Source organism: Bradyrhizobium sp. DN3, from assembly GCF_041357655.1.
In the GTDB taxonomy this organism is placed as follows: Bacteria; Pseudomonadota; Alphaproteobacteria; order Rhizobiales; family Xanthobacteraceae; genus Bradyrhizobium.
This window is the reverse complement of the sequence record NZ_JAULLN010000005.1, coordinates 234,622-250,692: the sequence shown is the minus strand read 5'-3', so window position 1 is coordinate 250,692 and position 16,071 is coordinate 234,622. Positions and strand designations below refer to the sequence as shown.

Sequence of the window (16,071 nt, the reverse complement as noted above, 5' to 3'; positions counted from 1 at the left end):
CCGATCCTCCCGATGCGCTGCGCCTAAAGGCCGAGCACTGCTTTGGCGATGATGTTTCGCTGGATCTCGTTCGATCCGCCGTAGATGCTGAGCTTGCGCGCGTTCAGGTATTTCTCCGACGCGGTATGTCCGTAGTCGGGGCCCGGCATGAAGCGGTTGGCGCTGGCCGGATGCTCGCGGATCGCAAGGCCGTAATTGCCCATCGCGCGGTGAGTAAGTTCGGTGATGTTCTGGAAGATCTCGGTGCCGCGAATCTTGAACAGCGACGCCGCCGGCCCCGGATCGATGCCGCGCGCCATCTGGGCGACGACGCGCAGCTCTGTCGCCTCCAGAGCCAGCACATCGAGCTCAATGCGGGCAATGTCCCGCAGAAACTCGAGATGTGCCGGATCGTCCGCCGGTATCTCGGCCTTCACGATCTGCTTCAGCTTCCCGATGTAACGGGTCGACCGGCCGATGCCCGCCATGCTGGTCCGCTCGTTGCCGAGCAGGAACTTGGCGTAAGTCCAGCCCTTGTTCTCCTCGCCGACAAGATTCTCCACCGGCACGCGGACGTTCTCGAGGAAGACGTCGTTGACTTCATGGCTGCCGTCGATCGTGATGATCGGCCGCACCGTCACCCCGGGCGACTTCATGTCGATCAGCAGGAAGGAGATCCCGGATTGCGGCTTCGCATTCGGATCGGTGCGGACCAGGCAGAAGATCCAGTCTGCGTGCTGCGCCAGCGTGGTCCAGGTCTTGTGCCCGTTGACGATGTAGTGGTCACCCTCGCGCACCGCCTTGGTTCTGACGGTCGCGAGGTCCGAGCCGGAGCCCGGCTCCGAATAGCCCTGGCACCACCAATCTTCGCCGGATAGAATCCGCGGCAGAAACTTCTTCTTCTGCGCCTCGTTGCCGAACGTGTAGATCACCGGTCCGACCATGGTCACGCTGAACGCGAGCGGCGGCAGCGTTCCGGCCCGAGAGGTTTCCTGCTCAAAGATGAAGCGTTGCGTGATCGACCAGCCCGGACCGCCGTACTCCTTGGGCCAGAGCGGCGCGATCCAGCCCTTCTTGTAGAGAATTCGATGCCAGAGCAGCGACTGCTCCTTGGTCAAATCCGTCTCGGGATTCGGAACGCGCATTCCCTGCGGATAGTTTTCCGCAATGAATGTGCGTACCTCATCGCGAAAGGCAGCATCCTCGCTGGAAAGATTGAGCTCCATCGCAACAGTCTCCGCTACCACTTCTCACCGAAGGGGCGGATCTCCAGTTCGAAGGTCCAGGCGCTGCGCGGCTGCTGATACAGCAGCCAATAGGATTCCGCGACCGACGACGGCGGCATCAACAGATCAGGATTATCGAGGGCGTTCGGACCGAGCGCCTCGATCCGCCGCTGCCGCACCCATTCGGTGTCGACCCCGGAGTCGATGATGAGATGCGCCACGTGAATGTTCTTCGGCCCCAGCTCGCGCGCCGCGGCCTGGGCAACGGCCCGCAGACCGAACTTGGCACTGGCGAAGGCTGCATAGCCAATTCCGCCGCGCAGGCTCGCCGTTGCACCTGTGAAGAAGATGTTGCCCTTGCCGCGAGGCAGCATCAGCCGCGCGGCTTCGCGGCCAGCGAGAAAGCCGGAATAGCAGGCCATCTCCCAGACCTTGCGGAAGACGCGCTCGGTCGTTTCCAGAATCGGGAAATTGACGTTGGCGCCGATGTTGAAAATGCAGACCTCGAGCGGCGCGTGCTTGTCGGCGTCTCCCAGGAAGGAGATGATCTCCTCCTCCTTGCGCGCATCGAGCGAACGCGCGTGAATCTCGCCGCCGGCCGCCTCGATGTCCTTGACGAGCGGCTCGAGCTTGGCGCCGTTCCGGCGCCCGGCAAACACCGTGAAGCCCTCCGAGGCAAACTTCTTTGCGATCTCGCCGCCGATATAGTCGCCGGCACCGATCACGGCCACGGTTGCGTTTCTCTTTTGCAAGGGTCGTCTCCCGGTTAAATTAGACCTGTTGAAGCTGTTCTGCCGGTGCCGGAGCATCCAGCCCATTGCGCTGTTCGCGCATCGTGATCACCCGGTCGCCTGCGATATCGGCCGCGCCTGAAAAACCCCGCCACCGCCAACCTCCCGAAACGATGAGCCTCGGTCCTTGGCCGAGGCTTATTCGAATTGGAGTTAACGTTCTTTTTTAGAACTCGTCAATTGCTAAATGGGCCATCTGGCAACTTACTGCCAGAGTGGCAGAGTAGCTGTCGCTTTATTTAGCTTTGCAGAACGTCGTTTACAACGCTGCGGCGAACGGTTAGCTATAAGTACCAAATAAGAACTTATAGGGAGAAAAGCGATCATGATGGAAGGTCTGGGCGTGGCAATCCTGGTGGGCGCGGGCGATGCGATCGGGGCCGCCGTCGCCCGGCGCTTTGCCAAAGGCGGATACACGGTTTGCATCTGCCGGCGCGACGCAACCAAATCCCAGGGGCTCGTGGACGAGCTGACGGCTGCCGGCTGTCGTATCCACGCCTTCAGCGTCGATGCGCGGCAGGAAGCCGAGGTGCAGAAGCTCTTTTCCGACGTTGAACGCGATATCGGGCCGATCGAGGTCTGCCTTTTCAATGCCGGATCGAACGTCAACAAGCCGCTCGTGGACACCACGGAGAAGCTCTTCTTCAAGGCCTGGGAGCTGGCCTGCTACGCCGGATTCCTCGTGGGCCGCGAAGCCGCGCGCGTCATGCTGCCGCGCGGGCACGGCACCATCTTCTTTACCGGAGCGACCGCCAGCCTTCGCGGCGGCCAGGGCTTTGCCGCGTTTTCATCGGCAAAATTCGGCCTTCGCGCAGTGGCCCAGGCCATGGCGCGCGAGCTTGGGCCGAAGAATATCCATGTCGTCCACCTCATCATCGATGCCGGCGTCGATAGCGAAGCCATCCACCAGCGCATGAAAGCGGCAAAGGGGATCGGGGCAGGCGCGATCCCGCCGGACAGCCTGACGAAGACCTCCTCTATCGCAGAAGCCTATTGGTTCACGCACCAGCAGAGCCGCGACGGCTGGACCCATGAACTCGATCTTCGTCCGTCGGTGGAGAAGTGGTGATGAACGCGACACCCGATCTCACGCTGTGGGGCGCCGGCACAAGCCGCACCATTCGTGCACACTGGGCGATGCACGAACTTGGCCTATCCTATAAGGTCAAGCCGATCGGACCTCGGACAGGCGAAACCAAAACCGCTGAATATACCAGGCTCAATCCCCGCCAGAAGATCCCACTGTTGCAGGATGGCGACTTCTGCATCGGCGAGAGCGCCGCGATCGTTGCCTATTTGTCGCGCATGTATTCGACGCCGGAACGCTCGCTGATTCCGGAGTCCACCCACGACTATGCCGCGTGGCTCGAATGGTGCTTCTTTGTCGTGGCCGAGCTCGATTCCACGAGCCTTTACGTCATGCGCCGCCACCGGGCGGACGCGCTGGGACACATCTATGGCGTCGCACCTGAAGTCGTCGCTCAAGCCGCGGAGTACTTTCGCGGCCAGCTGCGCCACGTTGAAGTCGCCTTGGCTGACGGCCGGCCGTTTCTCATGGGCGAGCGCTTCAGCAGCGCAGATATCCTCCTTACGACGTGCCTTGACTGGGCCATCGCTTATGGCGTCGGCATTTGCGAGAATGCGCTGCCCTACCTCGAACGCATCCAGCGACGGGAGGCCTATCAGCGAGCGGTCGCGGCTAATGTTCCTGTGGCCCCGTTGCGGTAGGGCCGGCAAAGCTCCAAGCGATCGCCGGCAGCGCTAACGCTTCTGCCTACACAGCCACGCGCAGGGCGCGCTCGGCAATCATTTTGTCGATGGCGCCGTCGTCGTATCCGAGATCGCGCAGCACCTCGCGCGAATGCTCGCCGACCCGGGGGGCCGGCCCGCCGATCGCAGCCTGGTTGATCTCGAAGCGGGCTGCCGGTTTCGGCTGCCGGACACGGCCGACTTTCGGCTGATCGAATTCAGCGATGATGCCGCGCGCTACCACCTGTTCGTTATGAATGATCTCACTCCGGCGCAGGATTGGTGCGCAGGGCACGTCCGCGGCGTCGAGACGCTCCAGCCACTCGGCTGTCGTATGCTGGCCGATATATTCCGCCATCTTGTTGATCCGCGCGGTGGCATTGACCGAGCGCGCCGCCGGGGTCGCGAACCGAGGATCCTTGGCAAGCTCCGGATCGCCGGAGGCGCGGCAAAAGCCCTGCCATTCGGAGTCGGAGATGGTGCCGGCGGTGATGTAGCCGTCGCTGGTCTTGAACACCAGGTCCGGCCGATCATTCGGATCGACAGTGGCGGCCTCGGCGCCGACCACCGTGTACTGCATCATGCCTTCCGGCCAGAGGTAGGAGATCATCGCATCCAGCATCGCCACTTGGATGTGGTCGCCCTGCCCCGTCTTCTCACGCGCATAGAGCGCCGCCGCCACCGCCTGAGCGGTGAACACCGCGGTGGTCTTGTCACATACGATGGTGCGGATCATCTGCGGCCGGTTCGTGACCGGCTGCGACTGGATATCGGCGAAGCCCGACAATCCCTGAACGATCGGATCATAGACGCGCTTCTTTACATAGGGTCCGGTATCGCCGACCCCGCTGATGGAGACGTAGATCAGGCGCGGATGGCGCTGGCGCAATTCCTCAACGCCGAGACCGAGACGTTCCATGGTGCCTGGCCGGAAATTCTGCACCAGGACATCGGCCTGCGCGACCAGCCGGGTGAGCACCTCGCGCCCCGACATGCTCTTGACGTCGATCGACAGCGAGCGCTTGCCGCGGTTTGAAGAGATGAATAGCGCGGAGAACTCGCCCTCCTTGTCGATGGTGGCGCGGCTGCGGCGGGTAATGTCGCCGCCGATCGGCTCGATCTTCAGCACGTCGGCGCCCTGATCCGCCAGAAACATGGTCGCGAACGGGCCCGACACCACGCCGGTCAAATCGAGCACTCGAACGCCGTGAAGTGGGCCGGGCATGGGCATTCTCCCTGAATTTACGTTTGCTTTGGGTCCGAGAGCGGCTTCGCCACGCAGCCCGGACAGTCGCCGCCGTCAGGCCGTCTTGGGAACAGGTTGCCTGGTCTGCTCGACGATCGATTCCTCGACGTCTCGGATCTGGTCCTTGCCGAAGAACATTTCCTTTCCGACGAAAAAGGTCGGAGAGCCGAATGCTCCCCGGCTGACGGCATCGTTGGTCAGATCAATCAGCCTCTTCTTGACGTCATCCTGCTGCGCGCGCGCCAACAGCCGATCGACATCGATGCCCGAGGAGACAAACGCGCGACGGAAGATTTCGAGGTCGTCCATTTTCTTCGGCTCTTCCCACATATGATGATAGGCGGCGCGGAAATAGGGCTCGAACATGCCCTCGAACTGGGCAGCGACAGCACCGCGCATCAGCATCAGCGTGTTGACGGGAAAGAAGGGATTCTGGCGAAACTTCGTGATGTTGTGGCGTCGGATAAACCGCTGGGTCTCCAGCGCCTGATATTCCGGCTTGTTCTTGATGCCGCGCAGCGAGTCGAACGGCGACATGTTGCCGGTCGCCTTGTAGATGCCGCCGAGCAGAACTGGGACGTACGCGAATTTCACGCCGGTCCGCTGCTCAATGCCAGGGATGGCCACTTCCGCCAGGTAGGCGTTCGGGCTACCGAAATCGAACTGGAATTCAACCTTCAGGGTCATCTCGGCCTTCTCCGGGAGAGCGAATGGCAGTCACTGGCGGTCCGATCGCCAGCGCGACTTTCGGCAACCATATAGTTCTTAAATAGAACTGTCAAATCTGCCTGTAATCCGCTGATTTTGGCTACTGGGAAGGGTATTGTTTGAAATCTAGTACCTATCTAGAATGCAAGAGTCGGTGCCGATCTCCGCGACGATTGGAGACGGCCTGTGCCGGGACGATTGGAGTGGGTGAATGAAGTGGAAAGAACTCGAGGAAGAGCCATGTTCGATGGCCCGAACCATCGGCGTGATCGGCGATCGCTGGACTCTTCTGATCCTGCGTGAATGCTTCCTGCGCACGCGCCGTTTCGAGGGATTTCAGTCGGCGCTCGGAATCACACGACACTTGCTCGCCGAACGGCTGAAAAAGCTGGTTCGGCAGGGCATCCTGCGCCGTATTCCCTACCAGGAATCCCCCAAGCGTCACGAATATATCCTGACCCAGAAGGGCCTCGACCTCTATCCGATCATGATGGCGATCGTGCATTGGGGCGATACCCACATGGTCGACGAGCGCGGCCGACCGTTGCTGCACCAGCACCGCAAGTGCGGAAAGGACTTCGATCCGGTCATGGTGTGCTCTGAATGCGGCGAGCCGCTGTCGGCCAAGGAGGTTCATACTCATCCGGGACCAGGTGCCCGCGGCACCCCCGCGACGGCGGCGCCGGAGGTCCGGAAGACAAAGACGCGCTCGCGCGCCGCTTGAGATGGCCGCCCACGGAATGCTGCTCGAGGGTCCGCGCATCGGATAGCAACGCAAGGGAGCGCATGCGGGCGCCGTCAGGCCGACACGCGATGTCGCTCAACTCGCCCTTACACTCGGACCACATCGCGGCCCGGTTCGCTGGTATAGAGGCGTTCAACCTGTTCGGAGCGAACCTTCAGCACGGCGCGTTGGTTGACATAGGCCTTGTCCGTGATCTCTCCGGCAGCCATTGATGGCGGATCCTTCAGCAGAGAGAAGGAACAAACTCTTTCGCTGCTTCCGACGGTCTCGTTATATTTCTGAAAACAATCCCTTAGAAATTGAATCACGAAGGGATCGCAGGTCAGATCTGCGGCTGGGTTCGTTGAAACTCGCGTCGCCTCGGTCGGATTCAACCAGCAGAGCAGCGCGCACGCCTCGCGATTTTCGCCCGCAACGACGATGTCGAGCAAGACGCCGCGCGTCGCGGCCAGGATTGCCGCGCGCATGTTTCCGATCGAGACCCAGGTGCCATTCGCAAGCTTGAAGTTCTCGGAAATTCTTCCCGTAAAGCGCAGCCCAAGCTCCGGCTTCCCTGGATCCAGAAACGAGACAGTGTCGCCGATGCGGTAGAATCCTTCCTCATCGAAGGCCCTTTCCGTCAAATCCGGCCTTTCGAGATAGCCGGGCGTGACGTTAGGGCCCTTGACCCTGGCCTCGTAGGTATCGGAGACCGGGATGAGCTTGAGCTGCAACCCCGGCGCGGGAAGACCGATCTCTCCGGGCTGGTCCGTTGCCCAATGCGTCGAACTGATTGTCGGCGCCGTTTCGGTCGTGCCATAGCCCGACATGACAGGAATTCGTCGGCCGGTGACCGCGAATGTCAATCGATAGAGTTTTTCCAGGGTGCCCTGCGAAATTGCGGCGCCGGCATAACTCAATCGGTCCATCCGCTTGAACACGGTGGCGCCAAGGTCGAGGTCGTTCTCGATCGCATCACATAAGAGGTTATAGCCGGCAGGCACGTTGAACATGGCGGTCGGTGAAATCTCCCTGAGATTGGCGACTGTCTTGTGAAAGAGCTGCGGCAGCGGCCGGCCATCATCGATATAGAGCGTCCCGCCATTCTTCAGGATGCCGTGAAGGATGACATTACTGCCCATCGTATGGTGCCAGGGCAGCCATTCAACCTGCACCGGCACGGCCGGAGGTGACACGAGCAGGCTGCCCATTTGCAGGGAGCTTGCCATCATGCGATGGGTGTTGAGCACCCCTTTGGGGAAGCCGGTCGAACCTGACGTGAAGAGAATCTTTGCGACGGCGTCGCAAGGCACCTCACGCGATGCGCGATCGAATCCTTCGCTCCCGGTTCGAGCCGCCAGAGCCTGAAAAGGCACCGTATCCGGCGCGCCATCGACGCTGAACCAGGTCGCGGCCGCCAATTCGGGAATCGCGCGGCTGGCGGAAAAGTCGCGTCCGCTTTGAACGAATACGAAGCTCGGGCGCAGCACTTCCGCGATGTCCTTGAGGCGTGCGAGGCCCCCCGGCATCAGCGTGTAGTTCGGCGAGATCGGCGCCAAGATGACCCCGATCGACATCGCCGCAAACGAGATCACCGCGTTCTCGATGGAGTTTCCGGAAAGCACCGCAAGCTTGTCGGCAGGCTTAGCGCCCAAATCGATCAGGCCTTGGCCGACCGCCTGAACCTGCGACCATGCCTCACCATAGGTGATCTCGTCCCATCCTCCCTTGGCATTGCGCTGCGCAAGGAAAACCCGATCCGGAACGGCATTGGCCCAGCGCGGCAGAAAATCGGTGATGCGCCAGTCGCACGGCGTCCATTCGAGTGGTGAGCTCAAGATAAGCGTGCCGTCGGTTCGACGCTCGATGGAAACCTCGCGGGGTGCAAACGTCAGTGCGGTCGTCGACATCGAAAATGATCTCCCGAATTGCTGAAAGGCGACCGCAGGCGGTGCAGTCCTGTCTTGCCCAGCGGCGGCCTGCCGGCGCAGAGCAAGCTCGGACGCAACTGATGCCGCGTCCGTCACTCTGGCTGGGGCGAAATCATTCGGACCTGGCGTCCAACACCTCGCCGAAGGCTTCCCAGGTCGATCCGGTCCATCGTTGCAAACGCATCTGCGTCCAGATCATGTTCTCGGATTCGCTGGTGTTCACCTTGATCCCGGGCAGCGCGGTCGGGACGACGAAATCCCTGAGGTTCTTGGCCTGCGCCAGAATGTTCTTGCGGGACAGGTCATTGCCGCATTGCTTCAGGATCTGCTCGAGCAGGACGCCTTGCTGATAGCCGGTCAGGTAGCTGCCGTTGGTGATATCGACGCCGGCCAGGTACTTGTCGAGAAACGCCCGATAAGCCTGCATGGCGGGATCGTCTTTCCATGTCGGATCCACGACGTCCTTGTTGATCGTCCCGACGATCACACCGACTGATTTGTCGAGGCCAGCCGGCGCGAGCGTGCCTCCGACCGAACCGGACGGAAAGTTGATGATCACGGTTGCTTTCCAGCCGATCACAGAAGCTTGCCGGATCGCCTGCGCTGCGAATTTCGGCGTTCCCGCGATCATCAGGGCGTCGGCACCAGAGCTTTTCAGGGTTGTGATCTGCGAATCGACGGTCGGCTCCGTGACCTCATAGGACGCGCTGACGACCTTTCGGTCGTAGTCCTTGCCGAGAAAGCTCTTGAAGGCATTGACGTAATCTTTGCCGAGATCGTCGTTCTGATAGAGGATGGCGTATTTGGCGTTCGGCAGCGTCCTGATCAGATATTTGGCGTAGATTTTTCCTTCGGTGTCGTAGCTGACAAGGCCTGTCGTCGTCAGCGGATAACTGCCAACGTCCGTGAATTTCGACGAGCCGCTGATGATTGCGATGCTGGGCACCGCTTTCGCCCTCAGGTATTTTGCTGTGGCCGAAAGGCCAGGCGTGCCGAGCTGGCCGAACATGAACGCCACTTCATCGCTCTCGACGAGCTTGCGGACGTGCTCCACCGCTTTCGGAGGACTGTAGGCGTCGTCATATGCGATGTAGTTGATCTTGCGGCCATTGATGCCGCCGCGGTCATTCACCGATTGAACGTAGGCGATGAGGCCCTTGCCCACGAGACCGATCGATGACGCAGGTCCGCTGAACGGAAACACCCCGCCAATCTTGATCTCGGTCGCGGTAACTCCCGGCTCGTCGGCTGCGAAGGCTGGACTGCTCAAAAGCAAAGCCAGAGCCGCAAGACTCTTCCATTTCGCCAACATGACCCGTCCTCCCTGATGCGCACCCATCCGGGCACGCCATTGTGTTTTGCTGACCGCCCGCCCGGCACCGCGCCGAGCGAATTGCGCGCCTCGCCGTCCAAGCGTGGTTGGCCAGCGCGGTAGGCCCTGCGGCCGTTCAGCTCGGCCATCTTGTCACAAAATCTACAGTTCTTTTTTTGAACTCGTCAAGCGATTTGATGACCATCGCTTTGGGACGGACCGCACATGCTGCGTCCGGTGAGACGTGCCAGTCTCCACGCAAATAGCAGCGAAGCGCCTTCAATCGGAATGCCGCGTGGGGAAGCGGAGCGCCTCGTCGTCGAGATCATCAGTTCTATTATTGTACTTATTTGGGCACGCTTGCGATCTTGCTGCGCGGCTCTATCGGGCCCTCGAGTCGGACAACGCCAGGTATCGCGGGGCGCAGTCATGGGAGAGCGAACAATCACGCTCCTGCTGAAGCCAGATCTCCCATGTCAGATCATCGTGCCCCGCATGAAGCAGCGGACCCGCGGATGACCGTCAATATAGTATTTCCAGACCATAGTCCGCCCAGTCTTGTTTGGCTGTGCGACCACGGCGCCGTCCGGCACCATCACCCATTCGCCATCGATGCGCACCCGGTAGTGGCCGTGATCGGATTCCCAATCGATATCGGCGACAAAATATCCATCGGCGTCCGAGCAACATGGTCCGAGCTCGCTGGACAGGCTCTCGAACCATTCCTTCAGCGGTGAATTGGCGTAGCGACCATCGTCACGCGCCGGCGCAGACGTTGCCAGCATGATGAGGGCCAGTGACCACACGATGCGCTTCATAGCGGGTAGCCCTGGTTTCTAGCCGTGTACACATCGGCCTATCGCAGGACGACGTCGTAAATGACCAACGGTTCCTGCGCCACCCGTGATCAAGACTGGAGATTCCATGTCTTCCTCCTCCGGCTGCGCCCGGCGCGCCGAGCGAACGCGCTGAGAGTCCGATCGCCGTCAAAATAGGGGCATATCAAACTATATTTGGATATACAGCAGGAAGCGTCAGCGCGCAACGCTCTCGCGCGCGCGTGCGGTTCTGGAACTATCGACAACAAATAGGAGCCGTGTGATATGTTGGACGCTGAGAGGGGTATTGATGCCGAGAGCAGCAGCAAAAGCATCCAATCTGGTCGATGACCCGGCGCGCTGTAACTGCAATCAAGTCCGCCGCGCAGCCAGACGTCTCTCCCGGTACTATGACCTCGCGCTAGCCTCGAGCGGGCTCAAATCGACGCAATACAGTTTGTTGGGTTATCTCGTAACGTCAGGGCCGATGACCATGGCCCAGCTCGCCAAGCTGATGTCCATGGATCGTGCGACCACGGGGCATAACCTGAGGCCGCTCGTGCGTGACGGCTTCGTCGAGATTTCAGTCGGCAAGAATGACCGACGGGAGCGTATCGTTACGATCACAAGGCAGGGTCATAAGACGCATGGGCGAGCCCTGGCTGCATGGCGGCTCGCGCAGACAGCCTTTGAAGAGGCCATGGGCGAACAGGAAGCCGCCGATCTGCGCGATTTGATGAAGCGGATCGTTGACCTCCCTCTCCCTCGCCCTGAGTAGATCATACGATTCAATTCGGCGCTCTCGTCATTGCACCAGTGTTGGTCCGGGTCAGAACATTCTTGCGGGAATTAGTTCGACCCCGAATAATCTCAGAGCGCGCTTGCAGTCCGCACCTTGCGCGTCACTGATCGCGGCCGACGTGCTTGTTCGGAGAGTGGTCGCTGGCACAACCCTCTTTCGGCTCCCGCGTAGGCCTGGTGAGCACAAGGTTGATGCGATCAGTTGTGCGGCGGCGCTGCCGGACGCCACTGGAGCCGCGACAGGATCTCGGCCGCAGGGGGCGGCTGTCCGGCATGCCCATTCATCGCTGGAACCATATCTGAGGTGGCCGGTTGGCTTGCTGTTGAGCTGTCACTCTGCAGAGCAGCTCGGCACGACCGGCACGAGTCCCAGCGCCGGTTATCCGTCGGGGGTGAATCCCGTGATGGACCACGCGACCAGAGTTGGTAATCGTTTGTTAGCAGCGTTGCCGCCGGCGGATTTTGCTTTGCTTGCACCTCATTTGCGGAAAGTCGCGCTCGAGCGCGACGCCGTACTGGTCCGATCAGGCGATCGGATCGAACACCTTCACTTCCCCTGCGGCGGCGCGATCGCCTTTATCGTGGACTTGCCGAACGGGCAGACGGCCGCCACGGGGGTAATCGGTCATGAGGGTGCCGTCGGTCTGACGTCGGCGCTTGGCGCATCCCGCTCACCCGTGACGGCGGTCGTCCGCGTCCCAGGGTCAGTGCTGCAGATTCCGGCGGCGCAATTCATGCCGGCTCTGCGTCGCAGCCCTGCGATCACATCCATGGTGCAGATTTTCACGAGATCGCTGTTGACGCAATTCCAGTACGTCGCGGCTTGCAATGCCCTGCACTCCGTCGAGGCCCGGATGGCGCGCTGGCTGCTTCACATTCACGACCGGGCGGATGCCGGCAATCTCCTCCCTTTGACGCAAGAGACCATGTCGGAGTTACTGGGAGTCCGCCGCACCACCGTCACGCACGTCGTGAGCGCGTTGCGCGCGTCAAGAGCGTTGAAATCGAACCGGCGCGGTCAGCTCGAGATTGATCGGCCGCGGCTCGAAGCCGTGGCATGCGAGTGCTACAAGGTGATGAGCCGCAGGATCGATCGGATCGTTTCGCAGGGCGCAGCCGAGGTTCTTCACGCCGCTCCGGCGCGAGCCTGCCAGCCGACCGGTAACCGACTATCCAAGGCAGGTTCGTAGACCCAGGCCTCCCTCGCGAACCACTCGTGTGTGGCGGCGCAAATCCGGCAATAGGTGCGCGAGAAGAATACTGCGCTGCACCGGAATCTTTCGCGATCGGTCTCGATCCCCGTCGAAATGGCGCTCCCCGTTTCCGGGCACTTAATCATTACTATACCCATCTTGATTTCCTGCAATCTATTGCCGGCTCTGAGCACACTCGCCCGCCATCGGCTGGACCGCGCCTCTCCTTGTCGGGGAGAGGCTTGTCCAGCCGATCCGCGCGGCCGGTAGCCTCGATTCAGACGGTCTTATGCGACGGTCCTTTGCAATACCCGGTTGAAGCCAGTCTTGATGGGCTCGGTCGTATCGATCGCGACTTTCTGCGCGAGCGCCCAAAGCTCCCGGTTCTGTGCGGAAGCGGCTTCGAAAGCCTCGCGGCTTTGGGCGGTCGAAAGATGTACGATATCCAGCAGCGATCTGGTCTCAGCGAGCCGGGAAAAAAATTCCAGGGTGGCACTGGTATTGTTTTTGGAGATCTCGATCACCCTGGCGCCGTAGTCAATGGTTCCCTTGACGTTCATAGAACAGGCTTCACGGAGAACGTCGCTGATCTCCTCGGAAGTGGATTTCATGCTCTCAATATTTTTCCTCGCCTGCGCGGCGCCCTGCTCGGCAAAGCCGCGGAAGAGTTCCTGGAAATTTAAAAGCGGCAACTCGAACCTTGGCTTTGCCCCGTTCGAGCTCTCATTCGCGGCATGCGTTTCGACTTTCACATTGGCATCATTCACGAGCATTCATCCTTTCAAGCGAAACTAGGTATGGATTGAAGACCCCAAAGCGCCCGGCACGTGCTGCGCCAGAAGACTAGCGCCCCTATTCTCGGCATGGTGGGATGCTGCTGCGAATGAACTGCCTCCCCCCGGCCGAAGCCAACTATGATCGATCAAAGCCGAACCATCCGTTCGCTTTCGGACACTCGTTGCAATAATTCGACGAATTGCGACCAGGCGGCGCAGGGATGAAATTTAAATCTGCCAGGTTGCAACGACTGCTTGCTTGCCTTCTGAGCTCGCTCGCTTTCCCAGGACAGCCCGGTTGCGCAGGTGGCGCTGACGGCGCTCTGCCCGATCTACCCGGCCTCTGAGACTCTCAAGTTCTGCGAGTTCGGAGGCAAGCGCTTCGAGACGCTGGCGAAGAACGGCAGCAGGGTCGTCCGCCCGAGCGCGGATAGGCATGGCAGGTCTCCTGCTCGATAGACCAAGCTGCATGCACTAATGCTCAGATCCCGTTGCAGTCGAAACTCGAGTGGCGGGTCGCTCGCAATCGGGATTGCGTCTCCGCGCCTCGTCATCTTCATCTGCACAATCGACGCCGCCAGCTGCGATCGGGTTTTCGGAGCTCCCACCGGTCGCGAACGGCCCTTTACCACCGGCTCCCCCTCCACCGGATCCGCCACCGCCGGAGGTCCCTCCGGCACTTGATGACGCACCACGGCGACCGCCAGATGCTCCGCCACCTCCGGGGGCCCCACCACCGCCACCGCCACCGCCTGATGCTCCACCACCTCCAGCTGACCCGCTGCCAGAGGCTCTCGACCCTGCCCCGGACGGACGATCGTCGTCGAAGAATGACCTGCCCCCGTCGTCGTCTCGGGTTACACCGGTCTGTCCGCCCGAACGTGCGATCGCGGTCGAGGTCAGGGAGGTCGATAGAAGCAGCGTCATGACGGGGGGTGTCACGGCCGCGAATCTTCCGCAGGTTTTGAGGAATGCCCGCCGATCGTCGTCTTCAGTGCAGTCACGGGACACAATGCGCTCTCCTCGAGTTAAATATTTATTCCCCATATTATATATTAAATCCGCATTCAACCAAGACTTTTGTTTGAAAATGGGCAGCTGTTAAGCGTGTGTCGAGCCGGCAGCTCTTCGCCATTTTCCGCATCCTCTTGAACTTGCGGTTCTCCGCGGCGGCGGCCGTCGAATTTCGGGCTTGCAAATTGAGGATTTAATGTATTTATTTCTGATTTATATTAATCGAGCGACCACCAAGACACCGCAGGATTTGCCATGCCACTGCAGTTTCATCGATCCCTTGAGCGCATGGAGATATGGAGCGCGAGCAACGATGGCTTCTCGTTTGTGATCAGCTTTGGAAGCCCCACGGGTGCAGGCTTTCACGGACGTTCCGGCTATCTGGCGAGTTGGCGACCGCTCTACCAGAACAACGGCGCGGTCAAGATCAGCGGCTCACCCTTCCGAACGCTGGCCGAGGCCGAGGGGGCCTGCCGCAACATGGCTGAGCATCTGGCTGCGACAACCGACCTCCCCCACTTAACGTAATGAACGACGCATCTCGGACAGGATGCACGAAAACAATCGACGATTGTTCGCAGGTCTCTGAGAGCGCCGCCAGCTGCGGCGTCAAACTCCCTCTTTAGTGCTGCTGGGGCCGGCAGGCCGCGGGTAAAATCGTCCTGTCCTGCCTGCGTGCACCGGCCCCATTGCACGCCCGCGACAGCAAAGGCCTACACCGAAGGTGCAGCGAGGTTAACGGCAACAATATCCAATCAAGTGCGATTTGCAGCTAACGCGTACGTTCCGGAAGGACACCGTTGCGCTTGGCGTCCTCGTCATCTCGAACCACCGGATCCGGCTGGAGCAGCCCGGAGGGGGCGAATTCACGCGGAGCTGCATGCTGCTCGTTTTGCGAAATCGCCAATGCCGCGAGAACTGTACGATTGCTGATATCCAGCTTCTGGAAGATGTGGTGAAGGTGGACCTTGATCGTACCGTCGGCAATGTTCAGGCGGCGCCCAATCTCCTTGTTCGACAACCCCTCCGATACGAGCCTCATGATCTGCCGCTCCCGGTCGGTCAGTTGTGTCAGGGACTTCTCCTCACCTGCGCGAGGCTCCTCACTGATCTCCCCACCAGGGCCCGTCGACCCCGACGCAAGTCCTTGGTTCTGTGCAACTTTCCGCAGGGTCGTGACCAGCATCTCCGGCTGCGCATCCTTCGTGAGAACGACGCACGCGCCGTCTGCGGCCAGCCTTTGCAACTCGCGATCGCCAGCCTTACCGGCGAAGAAAATGACCCGGGCTCCTCGGCCAGCGATGTTTGCCAGAGCAAGAAGATCCGGTCGACTGACGTTGGGCATTGCGTTATCGACCAGCACAATGTCCGGCACGAGGAGTCGGATCGCCTCGATGCAGCTCGCAGCATCGCCGCAGGAGGCCACGATCGCAAAATCGTGCTGCGTCGCAAGGACGCTGCTGATGCCCTGCAAAACGATCGGGTGCCGATCCGCGATGACGACTTTGATGCGGCGCATGCTTCCCTTGCCTATCGCTAACAACTCCGCATGCAGCCGTTTAATCCACCATTCCCTCTATAGAGACGCGCAGGAGGCATAACCAATCCGTTCTGCCAAAACGTCGCACTGCCGACTTCGCCACGGCACGTATCGGCAACGCTTGATGGCCGCATCAACGTAACTCGCTTAGAGAATGCGTGCAGCACCGTAAGAATGCGGGGCCTCCTCAAGGAAATCCGAAACCGCATATTCATCGACTAAACTGCGGTTTCTACTGCAATTATGAGTTGTAGTTGCATAAA

General features: G+C 60.5%; 15 protein-coding genes and 1 pseudogene. 6 read left to right on the top strand and 10 right to left on the bottom strand.

Annotated elements, in window-relative coordinates; all coding sequences use genetic code 11:
- Positions 1-23: 23 nt before the first annotated feature.
- Positions 24-1,205 carry an acyl-CoA dehydrogenase family protein gene (locus AAE027_RS10395; protein ID WP_370987682.1) on the bottom strand — a complete coding sequence of 394 codons (1,182 nt, stop codon included), beginning with the start codon at positions 1,203-1,205 and terminating at the stop codon, positions 24-26.
- A gap of 14 nt (positions 1,206-1,219) precedes the next feature.
- Positions 1,220-1,957, bottom strand: a complete 738-nt coding sequence (locus AAE027_RS10390) for an SDR family oxidoreductase (RefSeq protein ID WP_370987681.1) — start codon at positions 1,955-1,957, stop codon at positions 1,220-1,222.
- Between the two features lie 364 nt (positions 1,958-2,321).
- Between AAE027_RS10390 and AAE027_RS10385 the strand changes: the two genes are divergently transcribed.
- Both AAE027_RS10385 and AAE027_RS10380 read left to right on the top strand, forming a co-directional pair.
- On the top strand, positions 2,322-3,065 hold the full coding sequence (locus AAE027_RS10385) for an SDR family NAD(P)-dependent oxidoreductase (RefSeq protein WP_370987679.1): 744 nt from the start codon (positions 2,322-2,324) through the stop codon (positions 3,063-3,065).
- Entirely contained in the window at positions 3,065-3,724 is a 660-nt protein-coding gene (locus AAE027_RS10380) for a glutathione S-transferase family protein (protein ID WP_091878239.1), read from the top strand. Before AAE027_RS10385 ends, AAE027_RS10380 begins: the two co-directional genes overlap by 1 nt.
- Before the next feature lie 46 nt (positions 3,725-3,770).
- On the opposite strand, the gene AAE027_RS10375 is transcribed toward AAE027_RS10380, so the two are convergent.
- Both AAE027_RS10375 and AAE027_RS10370 read right to left on the bottom strand, forming a co-directional pair.
- Entirely contained in the window at positions 3,771-4,970 is a 1,200-nt protein-coding gene (locus AAE027_RS10375; protein WP_370987678.1) for a CaiB/BaiF CoA transferase family protein, read from the bottom strand.
- 75 nt (positions 4,971-5,045) lie between these two features.
- Entirely contained in the window at positions 5,046-5,678 is a 633-nt protein-coding gene (locus tag AAE027_RS10370) for a 2-hydroxychromene-2-carboxylate isomerase (protein ID WP_370987677.1), read from the bottom strand.
- 232 nt (positions 5,679-5,910) lie between these two features.
- On the opposite strand from AAE027_RS10370, the gene AAE027_RS10365 reads away from it, so the two are divergent.
- Complete coding sequence (locus AAE027_RS10365; protein ID WP_091878246.1) at positions 5,911-6,423, top strand: winged helix-turn-helix transcriptional regulator; 513 nt, start codon at positions 5,911-5,913, stop codon at positions 6,421-6,423.
- 107 nt (positions 6,424-6,530) lie between these two features.
- On the opposite strand, the gene AAE027_RS10360 is transcribed toward AAE027_RS10365, so the two are convergent.
- From AAE027_RS10360 to AAE027_RS10350, 3 genes are all read right to left on the bottom strand, one after another.
- Positions 6,531-8,333, bottom strand: coding sequence for an AMP-binding protein (locus tag AAE027_RS10360; RefSeq protein ID WP_370987676.1), 1,803 nt, complete (start codon positions 8,331-8,333; stop codon positions 6,531-6,533).
- A 133-nt stretch (positions 8,334-8,466) separates the two neighbouring features.
- Complete coding sequence (locus tag AAE027_RS10355) at positions 8,467-9,666, bottom strand: ABC transporter substrate-binding protein (protein ID WP_370987675.1); 1,200 nt, start codon at positions 9,664-9,666, stop codon at positions 8,467-8,469.
- 476 nt (positions 9,667-10,142) lie between these two features.
- A complete protein-coding gene (locus AAE027_RS10350; protein ID WP_091878253.1) occupies positions 10,143-10,484 on the bottom strand; it encodes a hypothetical protein in 342 nt (113 codons plus the stop codon).
- Positions 10,485-10,794: 310 nt separating this feature from the next.
- On the opposite strand from AAE027_RS10350, the gene AAE027_RS10345 reads away from it, so the two are divergent.
- Positions 10,795-11,262 carry a MarR family winged helix-turn-helix transcriptional regulator gene (locus AAE027_RS10345; protein ID WP_370987674.1) on the top strand — a complete coding sequence of 156 codons (468 nt, stop codon included), beginning with the start codon at positions 10,795-10,797 and terminating at the stop codon, positions 11,260-11,262.
- Positions 11,263-11,689: 427 nt separating this feature from the next.
- A complete protein-coding gene (locus AAE027_RS10340) occupies positions 11,690-12,475 on the top strand; it encodes a Crp/Fnr family transcriptional regulator (RefSeq protein WP_370987673.1) in 786 nt (261 codons plus the stop codon).
- A 290-nt stretch (positions 12,476-12,765) separates the two neighbouring features.
- On the opposite strand, the gene AAE027_RS10335 is transcribed toward AAE027_RS10340, so the two are convergent.
- Positions 12,766-13,251 (bottom strand): phasin family protein, encoded by a 486-nt coding sequence (locus AAE027_RS10335; RefSeq protein ID WP_244550920.1) that lies wholly within the window; start codon positions 13,249-13,251, stop codon positions 12,766-12,768.
- An 863-nt stretch (positions 13,252-14,114) separates the two neighbouring features.
- Positions 14,115-14,301: pseudogene (locus AAE027_RS10330) on the bottom strand (hypothetical protein); the annotation flags it as partial.
- Between the two features lie 222 nt (positions 14,302-14,523).
- Here AAE027_RS10330 and AAE027_RS10325 point away from each other — a divergent pair.
- Positions 14,524-14,796, top strand: coding sequence for a hypothetical protein (locus AAE027_RS10325; protein ID WP_370987672.1), 273 nt, complete (start codon positions 14,524-14,526; stop codon positions 14,794-14,796).
- A gap of 244 nt (positions 14,797-15,040) precedes the next feature.
- Here the strand turns inward: AAE027_RS10325 and AAE027_RS10320 are convergent, their stop codons facing one another.
- Complete coding sequence (locus AAE027_RS10320; protein WP_370987671.1) at positions 15,041-15,787, bottom strand: LuxR C-terminal-related transcriptional regulator; 747 nt, start codon at positions 15,785-15,787, stop codon at positions 15,041-15,043.
- Positions 15,788-16,071 lie beyond the last annotated feature (284 nt).